This is a genomic window from Leifsonia shinshuensis (assembly GCF_013410375.1).
GTDB classification, from domain to species: Bacteria; Actinomycetota; Actinomycetes; order Actinomycetales; family Microbacteriaceae; genus Leifsonia; species Leifsonia shinshuensis.
Window position 1 is genome coordinate 1,952,889 of record NZ_JACCFL010000001.1, and the last position, 23,961, is coordinate 1,976,849.

General features: G+C 71.1%; 23 protein-coding genes. 20 read left to right on the top strand and 3 right to left on the bottom strand.

The genetic code is table 11. From position 1 onward, the window contains the following. Positions 1-13 precede the first annotated feature (13 nt). The 10 genes from HNR13_RS09545 to dapF all read left to right on the top strand — a co-directional run bounded on the left by HNR13_RS09545 (position 14) and on the right by dapF (position 10,703). Positions 14-2,812 (top strand): FtsK/SpoIIIE family DNA translocase, encoded by a 2,799-nt coding sequence (locus HNR13_RS09545; protein WP_179605535.1) that lies wholly within the window; start codon positions 14-16, stop codon positions 2,810-2,812. Between the two features lie 6 nt (positions 2,813-2,818). Then, the gene (pgsA, locus tag HNR13_RS09550; protein ID WP_179605536.1) at positions 2,819-3,442 is read left to right on the top strand and encodes a CDP-diacylglycerol--glycerol-3-phosphate 3-phosphatidyltransferase; all 624 of its coding nucleotides are present in this window, start codon (positions 2,819-2,821) and stop codon (positions 3,440-3,442) included. Further along, positions 3,429-3,947, top strand: coding sequence for a CinA family protein (locus tag HNR13_RS09555; protein ID WP_343063516.1), 519 nt, complete (start codon positions 3,429-3,431; stop codon positions 3,945-3,947). The genes pgsA and HNR13_RS09555 overlap by 14 nt, the downstream gene beginning before the upstream one ends. Positions 3,948-4,131: 184 nt before the next feature. Further along, positions 4,132-4,443, top strand: coding sequence for a helix-turn-helix domain-containing protein (locus HNR13_RS09560; RefSeq protein WP_055915450.1), 312 nt, complete (start codon positions 4,132-4,134; stop codon positions 4,441-4,443). Positions 4,444-4,507: 64 nt separating this feature from the next. Continuing rightward, positions 4,508-4,732, top strand: coding sequence for a DUF3046 domain-containing protein (locus HNR13_RS09565; protein ID WP_179605537.1), 225 nt, complete (start codon positions 4,508-4,510; stop codon positions 4,730-4,732). 283 nt (positions 4,733-5,015) lie between these two features. Then, entirely contained in the window at positions 5,016-6,095 is a 1,080-nt protein-coding gene (recA, locus tag HNR13_RS09570) for a recombinase RecA (RefSeq protein ID WP_179605538.1), read from the top strand. A gap of 324 nt (positions 6,096-6,419) precedes the next feature. Then, positions 6,420-7,010: a RecX family transcriptional regulator gene (locus tag HNR13_RS21575; RefSeq protein ID WP_179605539.1), complete on the top strand. Its 591-nt coding sequence runs from the start codon at positions 6,420-6,422 to the stop codon at positions 7,008-7,010. 64 nt (positions 7,011-7,074) lie between these two features. Beyond that, positions 7,075-8,694: a tRNA (N6-isopentenyl adenosine(37)-C2)-methylthiotransferase MiaB gene (gene miaB / locus HNR13_RS09580; RefSeq protein ID WP_179605540.1), complete on the top strand. Its 1,620-nt coding sequence runs from the start codon at positions 7,075-7,077 to the stop codon at positions 8,692-8,694. An 83-nt stretch (positions 8,695-8,777) separates the two neighbouring features. Then, on the top strand, positions 8,778-9,800 hold the full coding sequence (miaA, locus tag HNR13_RS09585; RefSeq protein WP_179605541.1) for a tRNA (adenosine(37)-N6)-dimethylallyltransferase MiaA: 1,023 nt from the start codon (positions 8,778-8,780) through the stop codon (positions 9,798-9,800). A gap of 24 nt (positions 9,801-9,824) precedes the next feature. Next, entirely contained in the window at positions 9,825-10,703 is an 879-nt protein-coding gene (gene dapF, locus HNR13_RS09590; RefSeq protein ID WP_179605542.1) for a diaminopimelate epimerase, read from the top strand. Positions 10,704-10,785: 82 nt separating this feature from the next. On the opposite strand, the gene HNR13_RS09595 is transcribed toward dapF, so the two are convergent. Further along, a complete protein-coding gene (locus HNR13_RS09595) occupies positions 10,786-11,403 on the bottom strand; it encodes a class I SAM-dependent methyltransferase (protein WP_179605543.1) in 618 nt (205 codons plus the stop codon). Positions 11,404-11,492: 89 nt separating this feature from the next. Here HNR13_RS09595 and hflX point away from each other — a divergent pair, with 89 nt between their 5' ends. The 4 genes from hflX (at position 11,493) to HNR13_RS09615 (ending at position 17,011) form a co-directional block, all read left to right on the top strand. After that, positions 11,493-13,028 carry a GTPase HflX gene (hflX, locus tag HNR13_RS09600; RefSeq protein ID WP_179605544.1) on the top strand — a complete coding sequence of 512 codons (1,536 nt, stop codon included), beginning with the start codon at positions 11,493-11,495 and terminating at the stop codon, positions 13,026-13,028. Positions 13,029-13,255: 227 nt separating this feature from the next. Next, entirely contained in the window at positions 13,256-14,224 is a 969-nt protein-coding gene (locus tag HNR13_RS09605) for a methylenetetrahydrofolate reductase (protein WP_179605545.1), read from the top strand. Further along, positions 14,221-16,572, top strand: a complete 2,352-nt coding sequence (gene metE, locus HNR13_RS09610; protein WP_179605546.1) for a 5-methyltetrahydropteroyltriglutamate--homocysteine S-methyltransferase — start codon at positions 14,221-14,223, stop codon at positions 16,570-16,572. The genes HNR13_RS09605 and metE overlap by 4 nt, the downstream gene beginning before the upstream one ends. 88 nt (positions 16,573-16,660) lie before the next feature. Further along, on the top strand, positions 16,661-17,011 hold the full coding sequence (locus HNR13_RS09615) for a metallopeptidase family protein (RefSeq protein WP_179605547.1): 351 nt from the start codon (positions 16,661-16,663) through the stop codon (positions 17,009-17,011). A 69-nt stretch (positions 17,012-17,080) separates the two neighbouring features. Here HNR13_RS09615 and lexA read toward each other — a convergent pair whose 3' ends face one another. Further along, positions 17,081-17,752: a transcriptional repressor LexA gene (gene lexA / locus HNR13_RS09620; RefSeq protein WP_179605548.1), complete on the bottom strand. Its 672-nt coding sequence runs from the start codon at positions 17,750-17,752 to the stop codon at positions 17,081-17,083. A gap of 263 nt (positions 17,753-18,015) precedes the next feature. Here lexA and HNR13_RS09625 point away from each other — a divergent pair, with 263 nt between their 5' ends. The 6 genes from HNR13_RS09625 to HNR13_RS09650 all read left to right on the top strand — a co-directional run bounded on the left by HNR13_RS09625 (position 18,016) and on the right by HNR13_RS09650 (position 22,517). Then, positions 18,016-18,366 (top strand): LysM peptidoglycan-binding domain-containing protein, encoded by a 351-nt coding sequence (locus HNR13_RS09625; RefSeq protein WP_246312740.1) that lies wholly within the window; start codon positions 18,016-18,018, stop codon positions 18,364-18,366. A gap of 73 nt (positions 18,367-18,439) precedes the next feature. Then, positions 18,440-19,564, top strand: a complete 1,125-nt coding sequence (locus HNR13_RS09630) for a histidinol-phosphate transaminase (protein WP_179605550.1) — start codon at positions 18,440-18,442, stop codon at positions 19,562-19,564. After that, positions 19,561-20,163, top strand: coding sequence for an imidazoleglycerol-phosphate dehydratase HisB (gene hisB / locus HNR13_RS09635; protein WP_179605551.1), 603 nt, complete (start codon positions 19,561-19,563; stop codon positions 20,161-20,163). The genes HNR13_RS09630 and hisB overlap by 4 nt, the downstream gene beginning before the upstream one ends. Then, positions 20,160-20,792: an imidazole glycerol phosphate synthase subunit HisH gene (gene hisH / locus HNR13_RS09640; protein WP_179605552.1), complete on the top strand. Its 633-nt coding sequence runs from the start codon at positions 20,160-20,162 to the stop codon at positions 20,790-20,792. Before hisB ends, hisH begins: the two co-directional genes overlap by 4 nt. A 56-nt stretch (positions 20,793-20,848) precedes the next feature. Continuing rightward, positions 20,849-21,595, top strand: coding sequence for a bifunctional 1-(5-phosphoribosyl)-5-((5-phosphoribosylamino)methylideneamino)imidazole-4-carboxamide isomerase/phosphoribosylanthranilate isomerase PriA (gene priA, locus HNR13_RS09645; RefSeq protein ID WP_179605553.1), 747 nt, complete (start codon positions 20,849-20,851; stop codon positions 21,593-21,595). Further along, a complete protein-coding gene (locus HNR13_RS09650) occupies positions 21,579-22,517 on the top strand; it encodes an SseB family protein (RefSeq protein ID WP_179605554.1) in 939 nt (312 codons plus the stop codon). The genes priA and HNR13_RS09650 overlap by 17 nt, the downstream gene beginning before the upstream one ends. Positions 22,518-22,621: 104 nt before the next feature. Here the strand turns inward: HNR13_RS09650 and HNR13_RS09655 are convergent, their stop codons facing one another. After that, positions 22,622-23,884: an MFS transporter gene (locus tag HNR13_RS09655; protein ID WP_179605555.1), complete on the bottom strand. Its 1,263-nt coding sequence runs from the start codon at positions 23,882-23,884 to the stop codon at positions 22,622-22,624. Positions 23,885-23,961 lie beyond the last annotated feature (77 nt).

Here is a 23,961-nt window from a genome sequence, read left to right on the forward strand (position 1 = left end):
TAGCGTGGAACCTATGGCTACGAGCACCAAGTCGACATCGTCCGCCCGGGGGTCCGGTCGCGGCGGCTCGACGGCGCGCAAACCGGCCGCCAAGACCGCGTCCAAGACCGCGACCCAGAAGACCGTCGCCTACCCGGCCGCCGACGGCGCGCCCAGCCCGCTCGTCCGCGCCTGGATGGGGCTCGCCCACCTGACCGGCGGCGCGTTCCGCGCGCTCGGGCCGGAGAAGCTGAGCAAGGAGGAGCGGAGGGACGGGTTCCCGTTCTTCATCGTCCTCCTGGCGATCGCCGGTGTCGTCGTGGAGTGGTTCCTGATCAACGACCAGGTCGCCCGGACGCTCGACTCCTGGACCTTCGGCCTGCTCGTCGGCCGCGTCGCCTTCCCGCTGCCCGTGATCATGGTGATCTTCGCCGCGTGGCTCTTCCGGCATCCCAGTTCCGTGCACGACAACACGCGGATCGGGATCGGCCTCACTATCCTGCTGCTGACCGTCTCGGGCCTCTGCCATCTGTTCAGCCATCACCCGTCGCCCACCGACGGCGTCGCGGCGCTCGCGCAGGCCGGTGGAATGCTCGGCTGGCTCATCGCCGCACCGCTGTCCTGGCTCATCACGCCGTACGGGGCGGCGGCCGTCATCATCCTGCTGCTGATCCTCAGCCTCTTCATCATCACCAAGACGCCCCCGAACAAGCTGCCCGCGCGCATGCGCGAGCTGTACGCCTACCTGTTCGGCGCCCAGCTGCCGACGGAGGAGGAGCGCCAGGAGGCCAGGGACGAGCGCAAGAACCAGCGCACCGAGCAGGTCGAGCTCGACGGCCTGGACGAGCCGGAGGGCGAGACCGCCCTGCCGTGGTGGCGTCGCAACAAGTCGCAGCGCGAGGAGGACCCGGACTACGAGGCGCCGGCCGACCTCACCGAGGTGTTCGGCACTCCCGCGCGCGGCAAGGGCGAGTTCGCCTCGGCGCTCGAGCCCGACCCGGCGAGCGAGCACTACAACACCGAGGTGCTCGGCGAGCTCGCCAACGCGGAGACCGTGCTGCAGCGCTTCACCGGCGAGCTCCCGCCGACCGCGGCCGCCGCGCCCATCGCGCCGACCGCGCCTGCGGTCCTGCCGGGCTTCCAGGCGGGCGCGGACGACTTCGACGAGACCGCGGCGCCGGACGACAGCCCGCAGCCGACCGCGCCGTACCACCTGCCGTCGGCCTCGATGCTGGCCGCGGGGACGCCCGCGAAGATCCGCTCCAGCGCGAACGAGGAGATCGTCGCCGCGATCACCGAGGTGCTGACCCAGTTCGGGGTCGACGCCAAGGTCACCGGCTACTCGCGCGGCCCGACAGTCACCCAGTACGAGATCGAGCTCGGCCCCGGCGTCAAGGTCGAGCGGGTCACCGCGCTCAGCAAGAACCTCTCCTACGCGGTCGCGAGCAACGAGGTGCGCATCCTCTCGCCGATCCCGGGCAAGAGCGCGATCGGCGTCGAGATCCCGAACAGCGACCGCGAGATCGTCTCGCTCGGCGACATCCTGCGCTCGCCGGCCGCGGCCAAGAGCACGCACCCGATGACGATCGGCGTCGGCAAGGACGTCGGCGGCGGGTTCGTCGTCGCGAATCTCGCCAAGATGCCGCACCTCCTGGTGGCCGGCTCCACCGGCTCCGGAAAGTCCAGCTTCGTCAACTCGATGATCACCAGCCTCCTGATGCGCGCGAAGCCGTCCGAGGTGCGCATGGTGCTCATCGACCCGAAGCGCGTCGAGCTCACGATCTACGGCGGCGTCCCGCACCTCATCACGCCCATCATCACGAGCCCCAAGAAGGCCGCGGAGGCCCTGCAGTGGGTCGTCAAAGAGATGGACATGCGGTACGACGACCTGGCGAGCTTCGGCTTCCGGCACATCGACGACTTCAACAAGGCGGTCGTCAACAACGAGATCGTGCTGCCGGAGGGCAGCGAGCGCAAGCTCAAGCCCTACCCGTACCTGCTCGTGGTCGTGGACGAGCTCGCCGACCTGATGATGGTCGCCCCGCGCGACGTCGAGGACTCGATCGTCCGCATCACCCAGCTCGCGCGCGCGTCCGGCATCCACCTGGTGCTGGCGACGCAGCGCCCGTCGGTCGACGTCGTCACCGGTCTCATCAAGGCGAACGTGCCGTCCCGGCTCGCGTTCGCCGTGACCAGCGTCACCGACTCGCGCGTCATCCTCGACCAGCCCGGGGCCGACAAGCTGATCGGCCAGGGCGACGGGCTCTTCCTGCCGATGGGCGCGTCCAAGGCGCTGCGCGTGCAGGGCGCGTGGGTGAACGAGGACGAGATCCAGAAGGTCGTCGATCACGTCACCCGCCAGGCCAGGCCGGAGTACCGGCAGGACGTCACGGCGGGCGCCGAGAAGAAGCAGATCGACTCCGACATCGGCGACGACCTCGAGCTGCTGCTCGCGGCGGCCGAGCTCGTCGTCTCGTCGCAGTTCGGCTCCACCTCGATGCTCCAGCGCAAGCTGCGGGTCGGCTTCGCCAAGGCGGGCCGGCTCATGGACCTGCTGGAGTCCCGGGAGATCGTCGGACCGTCCGAGGGCTCCAAGGCGCGCGACGTGCTCGTGACCGCGGAGCAGTTGCCGCAGGTGCTGGCGCGCCTGCGCGGAGAGGAGCCGCCCTCGCGCCCCGCGGGCACTCCCGCTCCGGCCGCTCAGCCGGCGGCGCACGACGACGAACACGGCGACCGTTACGGAGCAGACCCCGTCGCGGCGATGACCGAGGGCTATCCTGAGGTGGACGGCGACTCGGACGAGGACGCCTGGCAGCTGACCGGCAGGGAGTAGACAGCGATGTCGGTGCCCGACGCGCCCCCGCCTGCGGCGGCGGACGGCAGGACGAACCGCACGAGCAACTGGAACGTGCCCAACCTCATCACGGTGGTGCGGATCCTGCTCGCGCCGGTGTTCATCTGGATGCTGCTCGCCGACGCCGGCCACGACGGACCGCTGCGCTGGACCGCCGCCGTGCTCTTCGTGCTCGCCATCGCGACCGACGGCGTCGACGGCGCGATCGCGCGCCGCAACAACCTGGTCACCGACCTCGGCAAGCTGCTCGACCCGATCGCTGACAAGGTGCTGACCGGGGGAGCGCTGGTGTCCCTCTCGATCCTCGGCGAGCTGCCCTGGTGGGTCACCATCGTCATCCTCGTCCGGGAGATCGGCATCACCGTCTACCGGTTCGTCGTCATCCGCCAGGGCGTCATCGCCGCCTCCCGCGGCGGCAAGATCAAGACCATCGTGCAGTCGGTCGCCATCTCCTTCGCGCTGTTCCCGCTCTGGACGATCTTCGGGGACTGGATCTTCTGGGTGAACGGCATCCTGATGACCGCGGCCGTGATCCTCACCGTCGTCACCGGCTTCGACTATCTCTGGCAGGCGTACCGGGGCCGGAAGGCCAAGCGTGCCGGGACCTGACGACGTCGCCGCCGCCGACCTCACCTTCCGCGTGGTGCGCACGCTGGTGGAGCGCGGCCTCACGATCGCCGTGGCCGAGTCGCTGACCGGAGGCGGCCTCACCGCAGAGCTCACGCGCGTCCCCGGCGCGTCCGCCGTCGTGCTCGGCGCGGCCGTCGTGTACGCGACGGAGCTCAAGCACACGCTGCTCGGAGTGGACGCGGAACTGCTGGAGCGGGAGGGTCCGGTGCACCCGGAGGTCGCGTGCGCGCTCGCCTCCGGAGTGCGGGAGCGCCTCGCCGTCGGCGGCCGCCCCGCCGACCTCGGTCTCTCCACGACGGGCGTGGCCGGTCCCGACCCGCAGGGCGGCCGCGCCGTCGGCACCGTGTACCTCGGCGTCGCGTCGGCCGCGGGGGTCCGCTCCGTCGAGCTGCGACTCGGCGGGGACCGGCAGTCCATCCGGACGCAGACGGTCGCGCGAGCGGTCCACGAGCTCGCCGTGGAGCTCGGCCTGGCGGGGTCCTGACACCCCTTCGCGGGCCATCCCGGCACCCGCCGCGATCCCAGGGAATATCTACTGTTTCGGTCTCGTTACAGGTCGTTGCATTCACAACAAAAGCCCAGTCGTCGCGGATATCGTGACTGACATGGATGCGGTACAGTTGGCATCCATTCGATTCGTCGGCAGGGTAGAAGAAGGAGGCTCCGAAATGATTCTTGTACGTCAGGAAATCGGCGACGTGCTCAGGGACTTCCGCCTGCAGAAGGGCCGCACCCTGCGTCAGGTCGCGAGCAAGGCGAGTGTCGCCCTCGGCTACCTGAGCGAGGTCGAGCGCGGCCAGAAGGAGGCCTCGAGCGAGATCCTCGCCTCGGTGGCCGACGCGCTGGAGACCCCGGTCTCCGTCATCATGCGCGAGGTGGGCGACCGCATCGCGGTCCTCGAAGGACTCGAGCCGGTCATCCCCGACACCATCCCCGACGACTTCGTCTCCGCTCTGGACGCGAACCTCGTCGCCCGCTGAACAACCACGACATTCCCGAGGGCGCCCCGCACGATGCGGGGCGTCGCTCGTTTAAGGTGAACCCATGAAGTTGAGCGAGTTCCAGCGCGCCGTCGTCGACGAGTTCGGCTCCGGCTACGGGCAGGCGCTGCTGACCGACCTCGTGCTCGGCGAACTCGGCGGCCGCACCGCGCAGGAGGCGCTGAACGCCGGCATCCCGGCGCGCGAGGTGTGGCTCGCGCTCTGCCGCGAGACCGGCGTGCCGCAGTCGCACTGGTACGGCGCGGGCAAGCCGGCGCCGAAGCGCTGACGCGCCCTCGCGCCCGGGCGACATCCGTGCCGAATGTCGCGAAAGCACGCCGCAAACGCCACATTCGTGCCGAATCGCGTCACGACCCGTTCGCGACATTCGTGACGAATGTGCGGGCGACACGCCGGGTCGGAACGCTCGAAGATATGTTCGGAACTGATTAGACTCCTTCACAGACGGCAATCGAAAACGAGTTGTCCACGGATCCACCGGCCGACACGTCGAGTGTCGGCGGTCGACCATACAGTCGAACTCGTAGCGAAGCCCACGAAGGAGAACCGCAATGCCATCACCCGCAGACCGCGAGAAGGCGCTCGAGACCGCGCTCGCCCAGATCGACCGTCAGTTCGGCAAGGGCTCGGTCATGCGACTGGGCAGCGACGAGCGCGCCCCCGTCGAGGTCGTCCCCACCGGGTCGATCGCACTGGATGTCGCCCTCGGCATCGGGGGTCTGCCCCGCGGCCGCATCGTGGAGATCTACGGTCCGGAGTCCTCCGGTAAGACCACGTTGACCCTGCACGCCATCGCCAACGCCCAGCGGGCCGGCGGCATCGCGGCGTTCATCGACGCGGAGCACGCGCTCGACCCGGAGTACGCCCGCAAGCTCGGCGTCGACATCGACGCGCTCCTCGTGTCGCAGCCCGACACCGGTGAGCAGGCGCTCGAGATCGCCGACATGCTGGTCCGCTCCGGCTCTATCGACCTCATCGTGATCGACTCGGTCGCCGCGCTCGTGCCGCGCGCCGAGATCGAGGGCGAGATGGGCGACGCGCACGTCGGCCTCCAGGCCCGCCTCATGTCGCAGGCGCTCCGCAAGCTGACCGGTGCGTTGAGCTCCACCAACACCACGATGATCTTCATCAACCAGCTGCGCGAGAAGGTCGGCGTGTTCTTCGGCAGCCCGGAGACGACCGCCGGTGGAAAGGCGCTCAAGTTCTACGCGTCGGTCCGCCTCGACATCCGCCGCATCGAGACCCTGAAGGACGGCACCGACGCGGTCGGCAACCGCACCCGGGTCAAGGTCGTCAAGAACAAGATGGCGCCGCCCTTCAAGCAGGCGGAGTTCGACATCCTGTACGGCGTGGGCATCTCGCGCGAGGGCAGCCTCCTCGACTTCGGCGTGGAGCACGGCATCGTCAAGAAGTCCGGCGCCTGGTACACCTACGAGGGCGACCAGCTCGGCCAGGGCAAGGAGAACTCGCGCAACTTCCTCATCGCCAACGCCGACATCGCGGCCGAGATCGAGAACAAGATCCTCATCAAGCTCGGTGTGATCGCGGACCCGAACGCCGCGGCAGCGCCGGCGGAGGCGGACAACGTCGACTCGCTGGAGAAGAAGCTGCAGGCCCGTAAGGGGGCGTGATCCCACGACTCGACGTGAGTCGGGTGATGGTGCGAGACGGCAGGCGCGGGAGAAGACTGAGGAGGGGATTTCATGGTGGTGAGGTTTCCCTCTGAGGCTTCGGACTCCGGGAGTGAGCATGTGGCTCCGGTGACGCCGTTGCGTCGTGCGGGCGCGAGGCGGGATCGGGCAGTCGAGCGTGGGCTGGTAGAGCAGGGGGTGGTTCGGCCGGTGGCTGAGCTTCCGGGGGCTCAGGAGGTCGCGGCTCCCGCTGACGGTGGTTCGTCGGAGCGGTGGAACAACACCTGGGCGGCTGAGCCTGCGCGGCGTTCCGGTGCTCGCGACGTGTCCGATACCGCCGACGCGTCTCACACCGCCTACGCGCCGAACACGGCCGATGCACCGAACACCGCCGATGAATCCGGCGCCGAGGACGAGGAGAGTGAACGGCTCGCCCGCAAGGCGTCGGGCGTCACCATCCGTCAGCTCGCCCGCCGGGGCATGTCGCGGTGGGAGCTGGAGCAGCTGCTCACCAAGCGCGAGATCGCGCCGGAGGTCTTCGCTCCCGAGCTGGACCGGTTGGAGGCGATGGGCGTGATCGACGACGCCTCGCTGGCGGCGACCCTCGCGTTCACGCAGCACAGCCGGAAGGGGCTCGGCCGATCGGCGATCGAGCTCGACCTCAAGCGGCGGCACATCGCCCCCGAGCTGATCGAGGAGGCGCTGGCCGACATCGCGGACGAAGACGAGCTGGAGCGGGCCACCGAGCTCGCCGTCAAACGCATCGGGCAGCTGTCGTCCTACGACGACGAGACGGCGCGCCGGCGGCTGCACGGCTTCCTCGCGCGCAAGGGCTACGACTCCTCGGTGGTACGGCAGGCGATGGACGCGGCGTTCGCGACCCGCGGTCGTCGCGGCGGCGTGCGGTTCCAGTAAGCGCGAACGGGGGTCGGGCGCTCGTTCGATTCCGGTCCGGGTCGAACGTAGAATCATACGCATCATGAGCACCATCGAGTCGAGCAGCGCAGAGCATTCCCGCGTCTTCGAACCGTCCCCGGCCGCGATCGCCGAGGACGGGCGCCCGCGCACCTACGAGGTGCGCACGTTCGGCTGCCAGATGAACGTGCACGACTCCGAGCGGCTGAGCGGTTCGCTGGAGGCCGCCGGCTACGTCCCCGCCGACGGCGCGGAGGCGGACATCGTGGTCATCAACACCTGTGCGGTGCGCGAGAACGCCGACAACAAGCTCTACGGCAACCTCGGCCACCTGGCGGGGGTCAAGCGGCGCCACGCCGGGATGCAGATCGCCGTCGGCGGCTGCCTCGCCCAGAAGGACAAGAACGTCATCCTCGAGAAGGCCCCCTGGGTCGACGTCGTCTTCGGCACCCACAACATGGGCTCGCTCCCGGGCCTGCTCGAGCGCGCGCGGCACAACGACGCCGCCGAGATCGAGATCCTGGAATCCCTCGAGACCTTCCCGTCGACGCTGCCCACCAAGCGCGACTCCTCGTACTCGGGCTGGGTGTCCATCTCGGTCGGCTGCAACAACACCTGCACCTTCTGCATCGTGCCGTCGCTGCGCGGCAAGGAGAAGGACCGTCGCCCGGGCGACATCCTCGCCGAGATCGGCACGCTGGTCGAGGACGGCGCGATCGAGGTCACGCTGCTCGGTCAGAACGTCAACTCGTACGGCGTCGAGTTCGGCGACCGCCAGGCGTTCAGCAAGCTGCTGCGCGCGGCCGGCCAGATCGACGGCCTGGAGCGCATCCGCTTCACCAGCCCGCACCCGGCCGCGTTCACCGACGACGTCATCGACGCGATGGCGGAGACCCCGAACGTCATGCCGCAGCTGCACATGCCGCTCCAGTCCGGCTCCGACCGCATCCTCAAGTCGATGCGCCGGTCCTACCGCTCGGAGAAGTTCCTCGGCATCCTCGACCGCGTCCGGGCCAAGCTGCCGGACGCGGCGATCAGCACCGACATCATCGTCGGCTTCCCGGGTGAGACCGAGGAGGACTTCCTCGACACGATGCGCGTGGTCGAGCAGGCGCGCTTCGCCTCCGCGTTCACGTTCCAGTACTCGATCCGGCCGGGGACCCCGGCGGCCGACATGGCCGACCAGGTGCCCAAGGAGGTCGTGCAGGACCGCTACGACCGCCTGATCGCGCTCCAGGAGCGCATCTCCCTCGAGGAGAACGAGCGCCTCGTCGGCCGCGAGGTCGAGCTGCTGGTGGCCAACGGCGAAGGCCGCAAGGACGCCGACACCCACCGGCTCAGCGGCCGCGCCCGCGACAGCCGGCTCGTCCACTTCGAGCTGCCCGCCGGCTCGGACGTCCCGCGCCCCGGCGACGTCGTCACCGTGCGGATCACGCAGGCGGCGCCGCACTACCTCATCGCGGACAGCGCCGACGGCGCACCCCTCGCCATCCGCCGCACCCGGGCGGGCGACGCGTGGGACCGCGCGGAGGCGGAGTCGTGCGCGGTCCCGTCGCACGGCGACGGCGCCCAGGCTGCCGGCCGCGTGTCGCTCGGACTGCCCACGCTGCGCCCGCGCGATCCGCTGACCTCCCCGGGCGTGGGCACCATGCCGATCTACGACCCGTCGGACGGCCAGCGCTGAGCGCTCCACGGGACACCGCCGCGCCGCAGGACGACCACGTGACGCCGGGCGCGTCCGCCGCCGCGTCCGATGCCGCTGCCCCGATGACGACCGCGACCGTCGCCGAAGGGTCTGAGGCGTCCGCCGGGCACCCGACGACCGCGTCTGTCGCCGAGTCGACAGACCCGGCTCCCACGGACCCCACCGCGCCCGCCGTCATCGCTATCGTCGGCGCCACCGGCACCGGTAAGACCGAGCTCTCCCTCGCCCTGGCGGAGGCACTGCGCGAGCAGGGCCGGGCCGCCGAGGTCGTCAACGCGGACGCGATGCAGTTCTACCGGGGGATGGACATCGGCACCGCGAAGCTTCCTCCCGCCGAGTGGCGCGGCGTGCCGCACCACCTCTTCGACGTCCTCGACGTCACCGAGGAGGCCACCGTCGCCCGCTACCAGCCGGAGGCGCGGCGGGTCGTCGACGAGATCCGTGCGCGCGGGGCGACGCCCATCCTCGTCGGCGGGTCCGGGCTGTACGTGTCCAGCGTGATCTTCGACTTCCGGTTCCCGGGCACCGACCCGGAGCTGCGGGCGCGGCTGGAGGCCGAGCTGGCGGCGCAGGGGCCCGGGATGCTGTTCCGGCGCCTGGCGGAGCTCGACCCGGAGGCCGCCCGGCGGATCGGGCCCTCGAACGGCCGCCGGATCGTCCGCGCGCTCGAAGTCGCCGAGCTGACCGGGGAGCCGGTGAGCGGCGCCCTCCCCGACGAGCCGCAATACTGGCGCCCCACCACCGTCCTCGGCCTGGCGGCGCCCCGTGACGAGCTCGTCCTCCGCCTCGACGCGCGCGTCGAGCGGATGTGGGCCGACGGGCTCACCGACGAGGTGCGGCGCCTGATCCCGCTCGGCCTGGAGGACGGCGTGACCGCGCGCCGCGCGATCGGCTACGCGCAGGCCCTCGCGGAGGTGAAGGGCGAGCTGACCCGCGCCGAGGCGATCGCGGCCACACAGCAGCTCACGCGGCGGTACGCCCGCCGGCAGGTGAGCTGGTTCAAGCGCTACGCCGGCATCCACTGGCTCGACTACGACGACCCGGACCTGCCCGCCACTGCCCTGGCCGCACTCGGCACTCGCTGAGCCGGCGGCCGATAGGCTGGGACGATGGCGACGCTCCATTTCACCAAGGGTCAGGGGACCGGCAACGACTTCGTGCTCTACTCCGACCCGGACGGGCGGCTGCCGCTGACCGCTCCCCAGATCGCGGCGATCTGCGACCGGCACTTCGGGATCGGCGCGGACGGCGTGATCCGCGCGGTCCGCTCCACGCACCTCCCCGAGGGCGCGGAGGCCCTGGCGGAGGACGACGGCGCCGAGTGGTTCATGGACTACTACAACGCCGACGGCTCCGTCGCCGAGATGTGCGGCAACGGCATCCGCGTGTACGTGCGCTACCTGCTGGAGTCCGGGCTCGCCGAGCTCGCGGACGGCGACACCCTCCCGATCGGCACCCGCTCCGGTGTGCGGGACGTCCAGCGCAACCTCACCGGCTTCCAGGTCGACCTCGGCCGCTGGAGCCTCGACGGCGGCGAGCCGTTGGTGCGCGCCAAGGAGCTCCCGGTGGCCCGTCCCGGTCTCGGCATCGACATGGGCAACCCGCACGTGGTCGTCGCGGTCGCCGACGAGTCCGAGCTGGAGGCCGCCGACCTCACCTACATCCCGCACATCGAGCCGGAGCCCGAGGACGGCGCGAACGTCGAGTTCGTCGTCCCGCAGGAGCCGCTGGTTCGCGACGGCGTCGGCCGCATCCGGATGCGCGTGCACGAGCGGGGGAGCGGCGAGACGCTGTCCTGCGGGACCGGCGCGGCCGCTGCGGCGCTCGCGGTACGGCACTGGGCAGGCGAAGGCGCGCCCGACCAGTGGCGCGTCGAGGTGCCGGGCGGCACCGTCGGCGTGCGCATGTTCCCGACCGAGGACGGCGAGCACGTCGCGCTCTCCGGCCCGGCCGAGCTGGTCTACACCGGCACCCTCGAACTCGCCTGAGCCACCTCCCGAGTACGCGGGAAATCGGGCGATCCGGGGCGGAACACCGGACTTTTCGCGTACTCGGCTGTTCGGTGCGGGGTCAGGAGGCGGCGGGCTTGCGGGCGCGCAGCACGCGGTAGCCCTTGGAGATGGCCGCGCGGGTGGTGGTCAGCTCGGGCATGGTGGCCTGGATCCAGCGCTGCAGGGAGTCGCTGCCGAGGTTCCGCTGCACGACCAGCCACGCGTCCGAGCCCGGCTCCAGCCGCGGCAGCCAGCGCTGCAGGATGTCGTGCAGCTCGTTCTTGCCGACCCGGATGGGCGGATTGGACCAGATCGTGGTGAATTCCACGGACTCGGGAACATCATCCGGCGTCACGGGGTTAACATTTGTCAGACCGAGCTTCTGCGCATTCCGGCGCACCACGTCCAGCGCTCGGGTGTTGACGTCGACCGCCCAGACGGTCGCATGAGGGGATTCGAGAGCAAGTGTGAGAGCCAGAGGCCCCCAGCCGCAGCCGAGGTCGAGGAGCTGACCTCCGGGCGGCGCGGAGGGGACATGGTCGAGGAGCACTCGCGTACCCATATCGATGCGCTCGGGGCTGAAGATCCCGTTCGCCGTCACCAGTTCGTACGTCTGGCCCGCCAGGCGTGCGGTGAACGGCCGCAGGTTCAAGTCGCTCTCGGGCGCGGGTGAGAAGTAGTGATCTCCGCTGGCCATATAGAGGACCGTACAGGACGCGGACCATCAGACAAACACGGCAGAACAGACAGACTAGGGTGTACCCCACCTGGATCAGGGGACAGTGAATGACCGAACGAACAGATTTCGAAGAACAGACCGACGAGCGCACCATCGATCGCAGTGCGGACGACGTCGTCGCGCGCGTGCTCGCCACCCAGCAGAACCGCGCGACGGTGACGCTGTTCGGCTCCGGGGCGCAGGCGCTCCAGTCGAGCGACACCGACGGCGGCGGCCACGACGGCGAGCAGTTCGACCGCGAGGAGCGTGCGGCGCTCCGCCGCGTCTCCGGGCTCTCGACCGAGCTCGAGGACGTCACCGAGGTCGAGTACCGGCAGCTGCGGCTGGAGAACGTCGTGCTCATCGGCGTCTACTCGCAGGGCTCGCTGCAGGACGCGGAGAACTCGCTGCGCGAGCTCGCCGCCCTCGCCGAGACCGCGGGCGCCGCGGTGCTCGACGGACTGCTGCAGCGACGGCCGCATCCCGACCCCAGCACCTACCTCGGCCGCGGCAAGGCGGAGGAGCTGGCCGGGATCGTGCGCGCGCTCGGCGCGGACACCGTGATCGCCGACACCGAGCTGGCGCCCAGCCAGCGGCGCGCGCTGGAGGACGTGGTGAAGGTGAAGGTGATCGACCGCACGGCCGTCATCCTCGACATCTTCAGCCAGCACGCCAAGAGCCGCGAGGGCAAGGCGCAGGTCGAGCTCGCGCAGCTCGAGTACCTCCTCCCGCGCCTGCGCGGCTGGGGCGAGTCGATGTCCCGCCAGGCCGGTGGCCAGGTGGGCGGCGCGGGCGCAGGCATGGGCTCGCGCGGACCCGGTGAGACGAAGATCGAGCTCGACCGACGCCGCATCCACTCGCGGATGGCGAAGCTGCGCAAGCAGATCGCCGGGTTCAAGCCGGCGCGGGAGGCGAAGCGGGCGAACCGCAACCGCAACTCGGTCCCGTCCGTCGCCATCGCCGGATACACCAACGCGGGCAAGTCCAGCCTCCTGAACCGGGTGACCAAGGCGGGCGTGCTCGTCGAGAACGCTCTGTTCGCCACGCTGGACGCGACCGTGCGCCGCTCGGTGACCGCCGACGGCCGGCTCTACACGCTCGCCGACACGGTCGGCTTCGTGCGCAACCTGCCGCACCAGCTGGTGGAGGCGTTCCGCTCGACGCTGGAGGAGGTCGCCGACTCCGACGTCATCCTGCACGTGGTCGACGGCTCGCACCCCGACCCGGCGTCGCAGCTGGCGACCGTCCGCGACGTGATCGGGGAGGTGGGCGCGCGGGACATCCCGGAGATCGTGGTGTTCAACAAGGCCGACCTCATCCCCGCCGACGACCGGCTGGTCCTGCGCGGCCTGGAGCCCGGCGCGATCTTCGCGTCCGCGCGCACCGGGGAGGGCGTCGACGAGGTGCTCGCCGCGATCGCCCGCCTGCTGCCCGACCCGTCGGTCGAGGTCGAGCTCGTCGTCCCGTACGACCGCGGCGACCTGATCTCCGCGCTCCACGAGCGCGGCCGGGTGCTCTCCACCGACTACGTCGAGGACGGCACGCGGGTGCGCGCGAGGATCATGCCGGAGTACCAGTCCGTGTTCGAGCCGTTCGCGGTGTAGCGGCAGGAGATCGACCGTCCGGAGGCCGGGTGGAGGCCACTGTGTCACAAGATGACGCGGTGGGTTCCGCCCGGCCTCCGGCGTTGTTACTGTGACTGCACAACCGAAGCGGGCGACCGCTGACGTGGTGCGACAGCCGAGCCCGGCACCCGCCCGCCCCCTCCTTTCGACGGTCACCGCCGCCTGCGAGCGAGGGCGCCCGTGACGCTGATCGACACCGAGGAACCATGGACTGTACCGACGCGCGGTTCTCTTTCGAACTGTATCCGCCGCGCAACGAACGCGCCGCCGCCGCACTGCCGACGACGATCGACCGTCTCGCCGCCGCAGGACCCGACTTCATCTCGGTGACCTACGGAGCGAACGGGTCGTCGCGCGAGTCGTCGCTGGAGGTGCTGCGCTACATCCTCGAGCACACCGACGTCAGCCCGATGGCGCACCTCACCTGCGTCGGCTCCACCCACGCCGAGGCGAACCGGCTGATCCGGGAGTTCCTGGACGCGGGCATCCGCCGCTTCCTCGCGATCCGCGGCGACCCGCCCGCGGGCCTGGCGCCCGGGGAGGACGGGCTCGGCGACCTCAAGAGCTCCGCGGAGCTCGTGCAGCTCATCCACCGGGTCCAGGCCGAGCGCGTGCCGTACGACGCGCTCCCGGTGCCCGGACTGCACGCGGAGGCCGTGCTCTCGCGCCGCGAGCACGTCCAGATCGCCGTCGCGGCGTTCCCGCACGGCCACCCGTCGTCGCACTCCGCCTCGCAGGACATCGACGCGCTGCTCGCCAAGCAGGCGGCCGGCGCCAACCTCGGCATCAGCCAGCTGTTCTTCCATGCGGAGGACTACCTGTCGTTCGCGCAGAAGGCGAAGGACGCGGGCGTGCTGTTCCCCATCCTCCCCGGCATCATGCCGGTGACCTCGCCCGCCCGCCTCAAGCGCATGCTCGAGCTGAGCGGCGACGACCTGCCGAGCGACCTCGCCATCCAGCTCGAGGTCGAGCCCGACGAGGAGGGCCGGCGCCAGATCGGCATCGACTGGACCGCGCGGCTCGCCGAACGGCTGCTCGCCGGCGGCGCCCCCGGCATCCACCTCTACGCGTTCAACCAGCACGCGGCCGTCCTCTCGGTCCTCGAGAGGGCAGGGCTGCTGCACCCCGCATCGACCACCTCCGCCACCCCGCAGAAAGCAGGCGATCCCGCATGACCGACACCACCACCCGCTCCGCCTTCCCGGTGGGCACCATCATCGGCTACCCGCGCATCGGCCGCCGCCGTGAGCTCAAGAAGGCCGTCGAGGCGTTCTGGGCCGGCTCGACGACCGCCGACGAGCTGGAGGCCACGGCCGCCGAGCTTCGCGCGAGCACCCGGGAGCGCCTCGCCGCGCTTGGGCTCGGCCGCGACGACGCCGCCATCCCGGAGAGCTTCAGCTTCTACGACCAGGTCCTCGACGCCGCCGTGACCGTCGGCGCGATCCCGTCCCGGTTCGCCGGACTGGCCGCCACGGACGGCTCGGTCGACCTCGCGGGCTACTTCACCATCGCGCGCGGCGAGGGCGAGAAGGCCCCGCTGGAGATGACCAAGTGGTTCGACTCCAACTACCACTACCTCGTTCCCGAGATCGGGCCGGAGACGGACTTCCGGCTCGCGTCCGACCGCATCGTGCGCGAGTTCGAGGAGGCCCGCGCCGCCGGCTTCGTCACCCGTCCGGCGATCGTCGGCCCGGTCACCTTCCTCCTGCTGAGCAAGCCGAGCGACGAGGCGCCGGAGGGCTTCCGCCCGCTGTCCCGGCTCGGCGACCTGCTGCCGGTCTATCGCGAGCTGCTGGCCCGCCTCGCCGCGGCGGGCGCGCCGTGGGTGCAGCTGGACGAGCCGGCGCTGGTCTCGGAGAGCATCGAGGAGCCGCGTACCGAGGTGCTCGAGGCCGCGCGCGCGGCGTACGCCGAACTGGGCGGCGCGGCCGAGCGCCCCGCGATCTTCGTGGCGGCCCCGTACGGCAGCCTGGACGACGCCCTCCCGGTGCTCGCCGTGTCGCCGGTGGAGGCGATCTCCCTCGACCTGGTGAAGGGCGCCGTCCCGGCCGGGCTCGACGCCGCCACCCGCTCCGCGCTGGCCGGCAAGACCCTGGTCGGCGGTGTGATCGACGGCCACAACATCTGGCGCGGCGACCTGGAGGCCGCCTTCGGGAAGCTGACCGAGCTGCTGTCGCTGAGCCCCGACGTCGCGGTGTCGACCTCCACCTCGCTGCAGCACGTCCCGCACGATGTGGACGACGAGCCGGACCTCGACGCCCGGCTGAAGACCTGGCTCGCGTTCGCCGACCAGAAGGTCGGCCAGGTCGCGGTGCTCGCGCGCGGCATCGTGGACGGCCACGAAGCCATCCAGGACGAGCTCACCGCGGCGACCGCGGCGCTCGCCGACCGGGCCTCCGCTCCGGGTGTCCGCGTGGAGGCCGTGCGCTCCCGGGAGGCCGCGCTGACCCGAGCGGACTTCCGCCGCGGCGAGTACGGCGCGCGGCAGGCCGCGCAGGACGAGGCACTGCACCTGCCGTTCCTCCCGACGACCACGATCGGGTCGTTCCCGCAGACCGCCGACATCCGCCGCTCGCGCGCCCAGCTCGCCAAGGGGGTCATCGACGAGGCCGAGTACCTGGGCCGGATGCAGGCCGAGATCAAGCGCGTCGTCGACCTCCAGGAGGAGATCGGCCTGGACGTCATCGTCCACGGCGAGCCCGAGCGCAACGACATGGTGCAGTACTTCGCCGAGAACCTGGACGGCTTCGCGGTCACCCAGAACGGCTGGGTCCAGTCCTACGGGTCGCGCTGCACCCGGCCGTCGATCCTGTGGGGTGACGTCTCGCGGCCGAAGCCGATCACGGTCGACTGGTCGACCTACACCCAGACTCTGACCGAGAAGCCGGTCAAGGGCATGCTGACCGGACCGGTCACCATCCTGGCCTGGTCGTTCGTGCGCGACGACCAGCCGCTCGGCGAGACCGCCCGCCAGGTCGCCCTGGCGCTCCGCGACGAGATCGCCGACCTGGAGGCCGCGGGCATCCGCGTCGTGCAGGTGGACGAGCCGGCGCTGCGCGAGCTGCTGCCGCTGAAGCGCGCCGACCAGGCCGACTACCTGGAGTGGTCGGTGGGCTCGTTCCGCCTGGCGACCTCCGGGGTGGCGGACGCGACGCAGATCCACACGCACCTCTGCTACTCGGAGTTCGGCGTGGTCATCGACGCGATCCGCAACCTCGACGCCGACGTGACCAGCATCGAGGCCGCCCGCAGCCGCATGGAGGTCGTCCACGACATCCAGCGCTCCGGCTTCGAGCACGGCATCGGCCCGGGCGTCTACGACATCCACTCGCCGCGCGTGCCGTCGGTCGCCGAGGTGACCGAGCTGCTGGAGACGGCGCTCAGCGCCATCCCGGGCCGCCAGCTCTGGGTGAACCCGGACTGCGGGCTCAAGACCCGCGGGTACGACGAGACGGTGGCGTCGCTGCGCAACATCATCGCCGCGACGCGCGACGTGCGGGAGCGCGTGGGCGTCAACGCCTGACCCGTCCTGCGCCGGAGGCCGCGCTACCCCTGTTCCGCTCTCCGCGGACGGGGGAGCGCGGCCTCCGCCGTTCGGGGATGATGAGCGCATGGTGCGCATCGCGGACGACGAGTTCGAGCGGCTCGTGGACGACGTCTTCGACGGCCTGCCGGACGACATGGTGCGGCCGCTGGAGAACGTGGCGTTCATCATCCAGGATCAGCCGCCGGGGGCGCGGCCGCGGCTCTACGGGCTGTACACCGGGCACCCGCTGACGCGGCGCGGCGTGTACGGCTTCGGGGAGCTGCCGGACCGGATCACGCTGTTCCGCAACAACCTCGAGGCGTCGTGCGAGACGGTCGAGCAGCTCCGCGAGCGGGTGCGCGTGACCCTCGTGCACGAGATCGGCCACTACTTCGGCCTCACCGACGCCCGCCTCCAAGAACTCGGCTGGGCCTGACCCCGCAGCCGAGACGTGACTAATCGCGGAAATCGCCGTGGCGATTCCCGCAACTAGTCACGTCTCGGGTCAGACGGCGCGGAGGACGGCGACGACCTTGCCGAGGATGGTCGAGTAGTCGCCGAGGATCGGCTCGAAGTTGGAGTTGCGCGGCAGCAGCCAGGTGTGGCCGTCGCGCTGGCGGAACACCTTGACGGTGGCCTCCTCGTCGAGCATGGCCGCGACGATGTCGCCGTTCTCCGCCGTGTTCTGCGCGCGGACGACCACCCAGTCGCCGTCGCAGATGGCGGCGTCGATCATCGACTCGCCGACCACTTTGAGCATGAAGAGCTCGCCGTTGCCGACGAGCTGGCGGGGGAGCGGGAAGACCTCCTCCACCTGCTGCTCCGCGGTGATCGGGACGCCGGCGGCGATGCGGCCGACGAGCGGGACCATCGCGGCGTCGCCGACCGGGGTCTGGTTCTCGAAGTCGGGCGTGGCCGCGGACGGCAGGTCGATCAGGATCTCCAGCGCGCGCGGCCGGTTCGGGTCGCGCCGCAGGTACCCGCTCAGCTCGAGCTGGTTCAGCTGGTGGGTGACGGACGAGAGGCTGGAGAGGCCGACGGCGTCGCCGATCTCGCGCATGCTCGGCGGATACCCGCGCTGGCTCACCGACCGCTGGATCACGTCGAGGATGGCGAGCTGCTTCTCGCTGAGGTTCTTGCGGCGCCGCGTGCGCGGAGCCTGGTTCTCGTTCGACACGCTCGTCCCTTCGTGACCGTCCCCGCCATCCGGTGGGACCGAATGTCGGTGGTGCCTGGTTGTCTTACGTCCAGACAATCGAAACTGTATCCACAGTACGGCTGCCCGACAAACATGTGTTCGAGTGTGTCTCGAAATCCGTGCGGGTTTTTTCGCCGGGCCGAGGATTGCGGTCTCGAACATTCGAAGATATATTCGGAACAGAGCTTCGACCGGAGCCTTTGGAGGTCACGATGAGCACAGCAGTGATTCACAGCGTTGGGATGAACCACGTCGACGTGAGTGGTGCGCAGGCGGGTGGGCGTGTTCGGCTGCGGCTCACGCGTCGTGGTCGGTTCGTGCTCACGATGCTGGCCGCTCTGCCGATCGTGATAGGGGCGTTCGTGTTCGCGCTCAACGGCGGGGGAGCTGCCGCGTCGGGGGATCAGGCGAACGTGACCTTCCACTACGTGACCGTGCAGTCCGGAGACTCGCTCTGGTCGGTCGCCTCGCGCATCGCGCCCAACGCCGACCCGCGCGATGTGATCGCCGACCTGGTGAACCTGAACGGGCTGGACTCGGCGGTCGTGACCCCGGGGCAGCAGTTGGCGATCCCGTCGCAGTACGAGAAGTAGCAGCGCAGTACGACAAGGAGCAGCGCAGCGTCACACGGCGGAAGCGCTCAGCGGCGCTGACTACCATTGAAGGGTGACCTCCCTCTCCGATCTTCCGATCCGTGACGACCTGCGCGGTCGCACCCCGTACGGGGCGCCGCAGAAGGTCGTGCCCGTCGCGTTGAACGTCAACGAGAACACGCATCCCGTTCCGGAAGACGTCGCCGCCGACATCGTCGCGCGGGTCGCGGTCGCGGTCACCGGCGTTAACCGGTACCCGGACCGGGAGTTCACCGAGCTGCGAGAGGCGTTCGCCCGCTACCTCGGGCACGGCCTCACCGCCGAGCAGGTCTGGGCGGCCAACGGGTCCAATGAAGTCCTGCAGCACATCCTGCAGGCGTTCGGCGGGCCGGGACGCAGCCTCCTCGGGTTCGCCCCCACCTACTCCATGTACCCGCTCCTCGCCTCCGGGACCGGCACGGGCTGGATCGCGGCGGGGCGCGACGCCGAGTTCGAGCTGTCGCCGGAGACCGCGGCGGCCGCCGTGCGCGAGCACGACCCCGACATCGTCATCCTCTGCTCGCCCAACAACCCGACCGGGACGCCGCTCTCGCTCGACACCGTCGAGGCCGTCTACGCCGCGGCCCGCGGCATCGTGATCGTGGACGAGGCGTACGCCGAGTTCATGCCCGAGGGCGAGCCCTCGGCGCTCACGCTGCTGCCCGGACGCGAGCGGCTGCTCGTCTCCCGCACGATGAGCAAGGCGTTCGCGTTCGCGGGCGCGCGCGTCGGCTACCTCGCAGCCGACCCTGCGGTGGTGGACGCCCTCCGGCTGGTCCGGCTGCCCTACCACCTCTCCGCGATCACCCAGGCCGCCGCGCTCGGGGCGCTCGCGCACTCCGACGAGATGCTCGCCATGGTCGGCGAGATCCGCGCGCAGCGCGACCGGCTCGTGGTCGAGCTCGCCGAGCTCGGCTACCTCCCGCACTGCAGCGGCAGCAACTTCGTGCTCTTCGGCGGCGTGGACGACCCGCACGCGGTGTTCGAGGCGCTGCTGGAGCGCGGCGTCCTCATCCGCGACGTCGGCATCCCGCACCACCTCCGGGTGACCGCCGGCACCGAGACGGAGACGACCGCGTTCCTGGAGGCGCTCCGCGCGCTCGGCCGCCCGTCCGGGGCCGTGCCGGCCGGCGCGCAGTCGGTAAGCTCGCAGTCATGACGAATCGGACCGCCCAGCTCCAGCGCGCGACCAGCGAGTCCAGCATCGAGCTCAGCCTCGACCTCGACGGCACCGGGATGTCCGACATCCAGACGTCGGTGCCGTTCTACGACCACCTGCTGACCGCGTTCGCCAAGCACTCGCTCACCGACCTCCGGGTGCGGGCGAGCGGCGACACCGATATCGACGTGCACCACACGGTGGAGGACGTCGCGATCGTCCTCGGCCAGGCCATCAAGGAGGCGCTCGGCGACAAGTCCGGCATCTCCCGCTACGGCGACGCCCTCGTGCCCCTCGACGAGGCGCTGGTCCAGGCGGTCGTCGACATCTCCGGCCGTCCGTACCTGGTGCACGCCGGCGAGCCGGCCGGGTTCGAGTTCCACCTCATCGGCGGGCACTTCACCGGATCGATGGTGCGGCACGTGTTCGAGGCGATCGCGTTCAACGCCGGGCTGACCGTGCACGTCACCGTCGTCGGCGGGCGCGACCCGCACCACATCGCGGAGGCCGAGTTCAAGGCGTTCGCGCGCGCGTTCCGCCAGGCCAAGGCCCTCGACCCGCTCGTGTCCGGCATCCCCTCGACGAAGGGCGCCCTGTGACCGCACCCGACGTCGTCGTCTTCGACTACGGCACCGGCAACGTCCACTCCGCGGTCAAGGCGCTGGAGGCCGCAGGCGCGAACGTCGAGCTCACCGGCAACCGCCGCCGCGCGCAGGAGGCCGACGGCCTGCTGGTCCCCGGCGTCGGCGCGTTCGCCGCAGTGATCGAGGCGCTGCGCCGCTCGCACGGCGACGAGGTCATCGACCGCCGGCTCGCGGGCGGGCGGCCGGTGCTCGGCATCTGCGTCGGCATGCAGGTGCTCTTCGAGCGCGGCGTCGAGCACGGCCTCGAGACCGAAGGACTCGGCGAATGGCCGGGCCAGGTGGACCTGCTCCGCGCCGACGTGGTCCCGCACATGGGCTGGAACACGGTCGAGGCGCCTGAGGACTCCGTGCTGTTCGACGGCGTCCGCGACGAGCGCTTCTACTTCGTCCACTCCTACGCCGCGCAGGACTGGACCCTGGAGGCGACCGGGCCGTTCCCGCAGCCGCGCGTGACCTGGGCCGAGCACGGCTCCCGGTTCGTCGCCGCGGTGGAGAACGGACCGCTCAGCGCCACCCAGTTCCACCCGGAGAAGTCCGGCGAGGCCGGACTGAAGCTGCTGCGCAACTGGATCGGTTCGCTCTAGCGCCCTCCCCGGCCGCCGCGCGGCCCGAACGACCCCGACAGAGGAAACCCACCGATATGAGTGAATTCACGAACACGCCCAAGCTGGTCCTGCTGCCCGCCGTCGACGTCGCCGACGGCAAGGCGGTGCGGCTGACGCAGGGCGAGGCCGGCAGCGAGACCAGCTACGGCGACCCGGTCGACGCGGCCGCCGAATGGGTGGACGCCGGGGCCGAGTGGATCCACCTGGTCGACCTGGACGCCGCGTTCGGCCGGGGTGACAACCGCGACCTCCTCAAGAAGGTCATCCGTCAGACCAAGGGCGTCAACATCGAGCTCTCCGGCGGCATCCGCGACGACGCGTCGCTGGAGCACGCGCTGGCGATCGGCGCGACCAGGGTGAACCTGGGCACCGCGGCGCTGGAGAACCCGGAGTGGGCGGCGAACGTCATCGGGCGCTACGGCGAGGCCATCGCGGTCGGCCTGGACGTCCGCGGGACCACGCTCGCGGCGCGCGGCTGGACCCGCGACGGCGGAGATCTCTGGCAGGTGCTGGAGCGCCTCGAGGAGGCCGGCTGCGCCCGCTACGTCGTCACCGACGTCACCAAGGACGGCACCCTCAAGGGCCCGAACCTCGACCTGCTGCGCCAGGTTATGGAGCGGACCGAGCGCCCGGTCGTCGCCTCCGGCGGCATCTCCAGCCTCGACGACATCGCCGCGCTGCGCGAGCTCGTGCCGCTGGGCCTGGAGGGCGCGATCGTCGGCAAGGCGCTCTATTCCGGCGCGTTCACGCTGCCCGAGGCGCTGGATGTCGCCGGCGACTGAGCCGGGGGACGAGACCGCGGGCGACGGCCGCCAGGCTGCGCCCGGCTCCGCTGCGCCCGGCTCTGCTGCGCCCGGCTCTGCTGCGCCCGGCTCCGCTGCGCCCGGCCCCACCGCCACCGGCGCCGACCGGCTGGCCGGGTTCGCGGCGACCCTCGCCGGCTTCACCGCCACCTCCGGCGACTCCGCAGGCCAGCCCTGGGCGGGCCGGGAGTTCGACGACAACCCGTTCGGCGACGACGACGGCTCCGCGCCGCCCGAGCTGCTCGGCGCGCTCGCGGCCTTCCGGGCCGGCGAGGTCGGCGCCGAGGCCGTGGTCGACGCCGTGCGCGCGGCGCGCCTGCTCATCCCGCTCGTGGCCGAGCTGGGCGAGGAGGGCACGAGCGACGCCGGGCTCGCCGTCGACAAGACGCAGGAGCTCTCCATCGTCACCGTCGCCGCACCCGACGGCCGCCGGGTCCTCCCCGTCTTCTCGTCGGTGACGGCGATGCGGGCCTGGAACCCGGCCGCCCGCCCGGTGCCGGCCGCCGGGCCGCGCGCCGCGCTCGCCGCCGCGTCGGAGGACACCGAGCTGCTGGTGCTCGACCCGACCTCCGAGACCGAGTTCGTGCTCCGCCGCCCCGCCGTCTGGGCGCTCGCGCAGGGGCAGCCGTGGCTGCCGAGCCACCGCGACCCCGTCGTCGTGGCCGCGTTCCGCGCCTCGATCGGCTCCGAGCTCGGCGTGCACGACGTCGAGCTGCTGGCCGGCGACCCCGACTACCGGCTCGCCGCCGACGAGCTGGTGGTGCGCCTCACGCTCGCCGCGGGCCTGACGGCGGAGGAGCTGAACGCCGTCCTCTCCCGGCTCGCCCAGCGCTGGGCCGCGGACGACGCGATCGCCACCCGCGTGGACTCCCTCCGCGTGCAGCTCACCGCCGCCTCCTGAGCCGCCCCCAGGCCTCCGTACGAAACCGCCGAGTACGCGGATAGTCTGCGTACTCGGCGGTTTTCGCTCGATTATTCGCGTACTCGGCGGTTGCGGGCGGCGGGTCAGGCGGCGGTGGGGAGCATGCGGAGGGCGGCGACGACGGAGAGGACGCCGATGATCGCGACGAACCCGACGAGAACCGGCACCAGCGGCCACAGGATGAGCGCGACGCCGACCAGGAGCACCGGCAGCGCCAGCCCGACGTAGGCGACGAGGAAGATCGCCGACAGCACCTCCCCGCGGCGCTCCGGCGCCGCCAGCGAACCGGCCACCAGGATGGACGCCCGGAACAGCAGCCCCACCCCTGCGCCGGCCAGCACGCCCGCGATGAGGAAGACCGGCAGAGAGTCGCCGAGCACTCCGACCGCCAATCCCGCGAGGCCGACCGCGACGAGGACGATGGCGACGATCAGCGCCGTACGGGACCGCAGCGGGGCGAACGCGATCTGCGACAGCGCCGACGCGGCGAACACCGAGAACGGGACCACGCCGGCGAGCAGGTGGGACGCGACGTGGAACGTGCCCGCCAGCACGCTCGGCGCGAGCGAGGTGAACAGCCCGAAGACGGCGAAGCCGGCGAACGCCGCCACCGCTGCGGCTGAGAACGCGCCCCCGGAGGCCGCCGGCAGCGAGATGCGCTGCGGCCGGTACGCCGGGCGCTCCTCCGCGCGCTCCACCGTCTCGGGCACGAGCGCGACGGCCAGCGCCGCGAGGGCGAGGATCACCAGGAACACCGCGTAGGGCAGCAGCAACGGCGCGGGCAGGAACTGCGCGAACACCCCGCCGATCAGCGGTCCGAGCGCCAGGCCGCCGGTGTTGACGACCGTGGAGACCGTGCTCGCCAGCCGCGGGCCTTCGGCCGGGCGGGAGACGGACCGCAGCTCGCCGAGGTGCGCCGTCGCGCTCGCGGTCAGCGCGCCGACCCCGACACCGGAGATGAGCCGGGCGACGATGAGGCCGCTCACGTCGTTCCAGACCAGGAAGAGCGCCGCCGCCACGATCTCCAGCACGATGGCGACCAGCACCATCCTGCGCCGGCCGGCCCAGTCGCTGAGGTGGCCGATCAGGAACAGGCTCGCGATCACACCGACCGCGTACGCGGCGAAGATCACCGTCACGACCCAGGTCGGGAAGCCGTCGCGCTGCTGGTACAGCGCGTAGAGCGGCGTCGGGATGGTGGAGAACGCCATGACGCCGAGGAAGGCGGCGGCCACGATCCAGAACCCGGCGCCGTGGCGGAGCCGCCACGGCCGGCGGTCGGGGGTCGTCGCCGACGGGATGGTCACCGACGGGATCGGCTGGGAGACAGGCGTGTTCGTGGACATGCTGCAAGGATGCTCCCGTCCGGCGATCGTGTCCAACGAAAGCACTCGATCATTGCGATCGAATCTATCGATTGCAA